General features: G+C 38.3%; 5 protein-coding genes and 1 pseudogene. All 6 read left to right on the forward strand.

From position 1 onward, the window contains the following. Positions 1 to 204 (forward strand): annotated as a pseudogene (locus tag BUA76_RS19330) (thrombospondin type 3 repeat-containing protein); the annotation flags it as partial. Between the two features lie 89 nt (positions 205 to 293). Next, positions 294 to 812, forward strand: coding sequence for a hypothetical protein (locus BUA76_RS18830; RefSeq protein ID WP_072886344.1), 519 nt, complete (start codon positions 294 to 296; stop codon positions 810 to 812). A 440-nt stretch (positions 813 to 1,252) separates the two neighbouring features. After that, positions 1,253 to 2,245: a hypothetical protein gene (locus tag BUA76_RS18835; RefSeq protein ID WP_143149958.1), complete on the forward strand. Its 993-nt coding sequence runs from the start codon at positions 1,253 to 1,255 to the stop codon at positions 2,243 to 2,245. Between the two features lie 176 nt (positions 2,246 to 2,421). Next, positions 2,422 to 3,477: a hypothetical protein gene (locus BUA76_RS18840; protein ID WP_072886346.1), complete on the forward strand. Its 1,056-nt coding sequence runs from the start codon at positions 2,422 to 2,424 to the stop codon at positions 3,475 to 3,477. 436 nt (positions 3,478 to 3,913) lie between these two features. Continuing rightward, complete coding sequence (locus BUA76_RS18845; RefSeq protein WP_072886347.1) at positions 3,914 to 5,098, forward strand: DUF4861 family protein; 1,185 nt, start codon at positions 3,914 to 3,916, stop codon at positions 5,096 to 5,098. A 3-nt stretch (positions 5,099 to 5,101) separates the two neighbouring features. Continuing rightward, positions 5,102 to 6,124: a pectate lyase gene (gene pelA / locus BUA76_RS18850; protein ID WP_072886348.1), complete on the forward strand. Its 1,023-nt coding sequence runs from the start codon at positions 5,102 to 5,104 to the stop codon at positions 6,122 to 6,124. Positions 6,125 to 6,243: the final 119 nt, after the last annotated feature.

Here is a 6,243-nt window from a genome sequence, read left to right on the forward strand (position 1 = left end):
TGGACAGTATTGGAATCGAAAACCAAAGGATTTGTCATCAACAGGCTTACTGCTGCACAAATTGCAGCGATTCCGCCTGCTAATCTTGTAGAAGGGATGATGATCTATGATACCACTAATAATTGTATGAAGATCTATACCAGTACCGACGGAGGCACTACCTTCGGATGGGAGTGCTTTAGTACACAGACTTGCCCTGATTAATAATTACCCATAATTTAAACTGAACCCACAGGAGCTTTTGGAAATATCCTAAAGCTCCCAGGTTCAGGATAAATAAAAAAAATAATACAATGAAAAAAACAGTCATAATAATTTCATTGCTTGCAGCAACCTTTGGTTATGCTCAGGTGGCTATAGGAAAGACTTCTGTTTCCAATTCTTCCGTATCCTTGGAATTTGGTAATGCAAACCGTGGGATTGTACTGCCGTGGGTTACTTCAGCGGCAGCGGTTACAGGAGCTGTTGACGGTACTTTTATCTATGATATTTCAGATAAAAAAGTAAAATATAGAAATAATGGTGCCTGGGTAGACCTGAGTGTAGATGCAACAGGTGTTGTGGATACCACCTTGCAGGACAGCAAAACGGAACAGCCGAATGCCAAGGTAGTTATCGGGTCGAATGCCTCTTCGGATACCACGCCTGGAATTCTGGTTCTTAAAGACACCGACAAAGTGTTTATTCTGCCAAAAGTGGCAAGCCCACACCTTAATATAGTTAATCCGGCGGCAGGAATGATGGCTTATGATACCGTAAAAAAACAGATTGCCGTTTTCAACGGTACAGTCTGGTCATTCTGGAAACCTTGACGGGTTACAGGTTGCCACGGATTCTGTAAAGAGAATGTGGCAACCTTTAATTACTGACCTTTAACTATTACTTTTAAGCGGGATTCGATTTAAATAGTAAGCTTGATAACTTGTAATAAAAATGAGAGAAAATACCCGTGATATTTTGTATAAAAAAAGAAACGTTGGTTTGTCAGCGGTCACATTCTATTTTCGTTACTACGGAGTGATTTAGAATAAAATAATATAGAAGTCGATTCTTTAAACACAATTGATAACAACACCGGACTAGCGGACATAGTCCGGTGTCTTTTTAAAATACTATCTCCTCGTGTAATAACGGACATAATGTATTTTATAATCTGATAACCATGATTCCTAAATGAACCGATACGGTTCAGGAAAACTTATATGTAGAAATAGGGGATTACTAAAACATTATTATTAAAAAAATAAAAACAATGAAACATTTTATGACAATGGCTGTATTGCTTTTCAGCCTTTATATCCATGCTCAGGTAGGAATTAATAACAACTCACCTCAGGCTACGCTAGACATCACTGCCAAAACCACAGACGGCAGTAAACCGGAAGGCCTTCTTGCTCCTCGTCTTACAGGAGACCAGATAAAATCCGGAGATCTTCAGTACAATGCTGCGCAAAAGGGGTTGATCGTGTACGCTACATCAGCTGTTACAGTCCCCAGTACTAAGACAGCCAATATAAGCTCAGAGGGATATTATTATTTTGATGGCAGTATCTGGCAGAGAATGGATATAAATACCAATATTTACAATTCTAATGGAGATATAGCTCCTTCTGCTTTAACCAACCGTAATGTCGCTTTTACTAATGGAGGTAGCCTTAATATTGACAGTAATACTCTTTATGTAGATGCTACTAATAATAGGGTAGGTATTGGCACTGCAACACCATCTGTAAAATTTGAACTAAACAATGGTGCCGTAAACGGGGCCGTTAAAATTGTTGATGGCACTCAGGGAGAAGGTAAAGTTCTTACCTCAGATGCAAACGGTACTGCAACTTGGCAGACTCCTTCTGGAGGATCCTGGACAGCGGTATGGTACAATTTTTCTGCTGCTGCCAATGGAAATCTATCGGGAGGTTCAACAAAAATATTTGGTATAGGGGGATCAGCATCTTCCAATTCCATTCGGGTACCCTACAGCGGTTTGTATAAGATAACAGGTGCTACTTATGGTACATACGTATCAAGTGTTGGAGAGTGTAATTTCTTTTTATTAATAAATGGGAGCAACTCAGGTTTTATATTTGATAATAATGTACCTGCCAGTGATGGAGCGATGTATATTTCTACCGTACAGTATAGAATACTGAATGCTAATGATATCATTTCAACAGCAAGACAAGCATTAAATACGTCAATCGTTAATACAGGTTCTATAGAGGTATCTTATTTGGGTGCGCCATAACAGCGTGATAAATTAAGGCTGTATTATCTTACAGTTGTACAAAACAGTAAAGAGTCGATAAAAATGGCACTTTATTCATATAATACTTAAAACATGTATAAACAGCCTTTCTTTAATTTATTATATTAACAGTATTTATAATTAGTTAATAAAAGTTTAATCTTTAAAATAATAAAATGTTTAATAAAAATATATTCATTCTTCATTTATTCATCATGGGTGTATCAGGACTATTAAAATCCCAAGTAGGAATTAACAACAATTCACCTCAGGCTACACTAGACATCACTGCCAAAACTACAGACGGCAGTAAACCGGAAGGCCTTCTTGCTCCTCGTCTTACAGGAGACCAGATTAAATCCGAAGATCTTCAGTACAATGCTGCGCAAAAGGGGTTGATCGTGTATGCTACATCAGCTGTTACACTCCCTAGTACTAAAACAGCCAATATAAACTCAGAGGGATATTATTATTTTGATGGCAGTACCTGGCAGAGGATGGATACGAATACCAATATTTTTAATTCTAATGGGGCTCTTACCGGAAATAGATATGTTGATCTAGGTACCAGTAGTTTGGGATTTATAGGGTCGGGGAATATAGGAGTCGGTACTATATCGCCCAATGGGTCTGCTGCTTTAGATATTAATGTAAACAATAGAGGATTTCTGCCACCAAGAATGACTAATACAGAGCGAAATGCTATTGGATCCCCTGCTACAGGACTCATTGTTTTCTCTACTACAGATGGCTGCCTGCAAATTAACAGTGGTACACCTGCGGCGCCCAACTGGGGATGTATAGCCAGCCAAACAGGGGGCGGAACTGCTGTTGTACAGGTAAATTCATTTACACCTAATACCCCTGCGGGACAGGCGCTAAGTGAGGTTTGTTTAGGGAGTATCTGTATCAGACATGATGGTGCTGCAGCTGAAGGAAGTATACAAATAAGAAGCAATACCGGAAGTCCAATAGCTAATACCTCTGTGGCAGGTTTTCAGGTAGCAACAAGCGGTATAAATGAGGGAAATACTGTTATAACCACTCTTGCTACCACCTATGGCTCAACCATATTCTATAGAGGAGGAGCCAGTGGCGGGGAGTTTATTAATTATCAGATATCTACAGGTACCGGAGAAAACTATAGGGCTTTTTTAACACTTGTAGGACCTAGTCTTATTCCTGGAGCGGGCAATGGCAATTATTTACTGAATCTTGAGAAAGTTAGGTAGTTTTTAACAATTTCATACAATCCTTTTCCATCCAAGAGAAGTAACAAGGGTTACAATTTTTGTTAAAGAAAGTGATACTTAGTAAGTCTAAAGATCGGAGATTTATATTTTATCATAGTAATAAAACTTAAGTCGCAAATGATGAAAATCCACCGGGAATTGAAATAGTATATCGGCCTCCTGTTGAAATACTATGAACTCTATGAGGGAACTATCAAATATACTATTATGTTTAAATAAGCGCAAACACAATAAATTAAAAATGATAATGTTTAATATAATAATCAATGTGTAGAGAAGAAGTTTGAGTTTGAGTGCCTGCAGTAATGCGGGCGCTTTTATTTTAATTGTATATCGTCAGCAGAATACACCTGCATGAATTATTTTAATTGTTTTATTTTTATTACTTTTGAAAACTCACCCAACTGATATAATTATGTTTACAGTTAAAAGTTCTTTTACCGGCATATTATGTGCAATCGGTTGCATAAATTTTGGTTTTTCTCTTGCTCAGAAAACAATTCGGGTTAACAATACGCTTGATTTTCCCAGAAAAGAAGTTGTTGCTGTCCCTGTTTCTCAATTAAAATTATTTTTGGATGAAAGTAAAGCGACTGATCTAAGGATGAGAGATGCAAAAGGCCAACTTGTTCTGATACAGTGGATTGATAATGACGGAGACGGAAATAATGATGAATTGCTTTTTCAGGCAACTGTTGAAGGACATCAAAAAGCAGTGTATACGATCTCAGCTGAACCGGGAACACCAATGCCCAAAACTGAAATTTCCACATACTCCAGACTGGTTCCGGAACGGGTGGATGATTATGCATGGGAAAATGACAGAATAGCATTCAGAATGTATGGCCCAAAAAGTCAGCAGGAAGCATTGCAGGGCGTAAAAGGCAGCACGCTTTCCAGCGGTGTGGATATCTGGCTGAAAAGAACAAAGCTTCCGGTCATTAATAAGTGGTATAAAGGATATCTTACAGATCCTATGTATTATCATAAAGATACAAGAGGAGAGGGTTATGATCCTTACCATGTCGGAAACAGCCGCGGAACAGGCGGAATCGGAATATGGATCAGTGATCAACTACAGGTTTCACAAAATTTTGTTTCATCTAAAACGATTGCAGAAGGTCCTTTGCGTACAATTTTTGAATTGACTTATCTTCCGTGGAGCGAATTCGGAGTTAAAGAAACTAAAAGAATTTCACTGGATCTGGGTTCAAATTTTTCAAGGTTTGAATCGTATTTTACAGCAAAAAAACCGGTTCCCAACTACACCATTGGAATTACTTTACATAGAAATGAAGGTGAAGCAAAATTAAACGACGAAAAAGGATACTATCTTCACTGGGAAAAAATTGATGACGCTTTTGTAGGGGAAGGGATTGTTGTGGATCCGAATATTGTTGAAAAATCAATGGCTTTCCGATCTGATATTCCGGACGCGAGTAATCTGTATGTCATTACAAAACCTCAGGATAAACTGGTTTACTATGCAGGATTTGCATGGCAAAAAAGCGGCGATATCCAGACTCGGCAGGATTGGGAAAATAGGCTTCATAAACAATCTGAAATCATCAGAAATCCTTTAATCATTACAATTAAATAAATTATGAAATTCAATATCTTTACCCTTGCTCTGGGATTGTTTAGCTTAAATATATCCGCTCAGGTAAAAAAAGATACGCTGGCTGAAAAAATATTGCTGTATCAGCTTCCTGTGGGAGGCTGGGGAAAGCAACTGGAAGATAAATCAGTAGTTAATTACAGTCTGGAGGTAGACAAAAATCTTTTGAGAAAAATAAAAGCCACGGGTGATGATCACGCGACCATTGATAATAATGCCACATCAAGGGAAATCAACGCTTTAATGAAAGCATATTCCGAAACAAAAAATCCGGATTACCTGAAGTCGGCGGAAAAAGGAATCCGTTATTTGCTTGCCATGCAGTACGAAAATGGTGGTTTTCCTCAATATTATCCCAACAAAGGATTATACCGAAAGCAGATTACCTTTAATGATAATGCCATGATTAATGCGTTAACAGTTCTCTATAACACTGCAGAAGGGAAAAACGATTTTATTGCGGTTGACGAAAAACTGAAAGAGCAATCTAAAAAAGCGGTACAAAAAGGAATTGAATGCATCTTAAAAGCACAGGTTCTCCAGAACGGAAAGCCAACGATATGGGCAGACCAGTACAATGAAATTACTTTGCAGCCGGACAAGGCAAGAGCTTTTGAACCTATTTCTCTCGCCACCGCAGAATCGGTAGGAATCGTTCGTTTCCTTATGCTCCAGCCCGTAACGCCTGATATTGAAAAATCCGTGAAATCTGCCGTACAATGGTTTACAGAAAATGACATCGAAGGGTACAGCTATAATGTCGTAAAGCAAAACGGAAAAACGGTGCGGGTTCTTGCGGAAGATAAGAATTCCGCGGTCTGGGCAAGGTTTTATGATATTCATGACAACCGTCCTCTGTTCGGCGACCGCGATGGAAGTGTAAAATATAATTACAATGAAGTTTCCGAAGAGAGAAGAAACGGCTACAGCTGGTTTGGCGATTTTGCAAAAAAGCTGATCGATAAAGAATATCCTAAATGGCTTGAAAAAAATAAGCTTTCTCGGTAGAATGTAATCTGTTAAAAAAATAACGAAGCCGTCTCACAACTGAGGCGGTTTTTTTTATTAAAAAAAGTTGTAATATTAGCGAGTATTTTGTATATTTATCTGGTAATCAGTCATATATA

Origin of the sequence: Chryseobacterium takakiae (genome assembly GCF_900129385.1) — a bacterium.
Lineage (GTDB): Bacteria > Bacteroidota > Bacteroidia > Flavobacteriales > Weeksellaceae > Chryseobacterium > Chryseobacterium takakiae.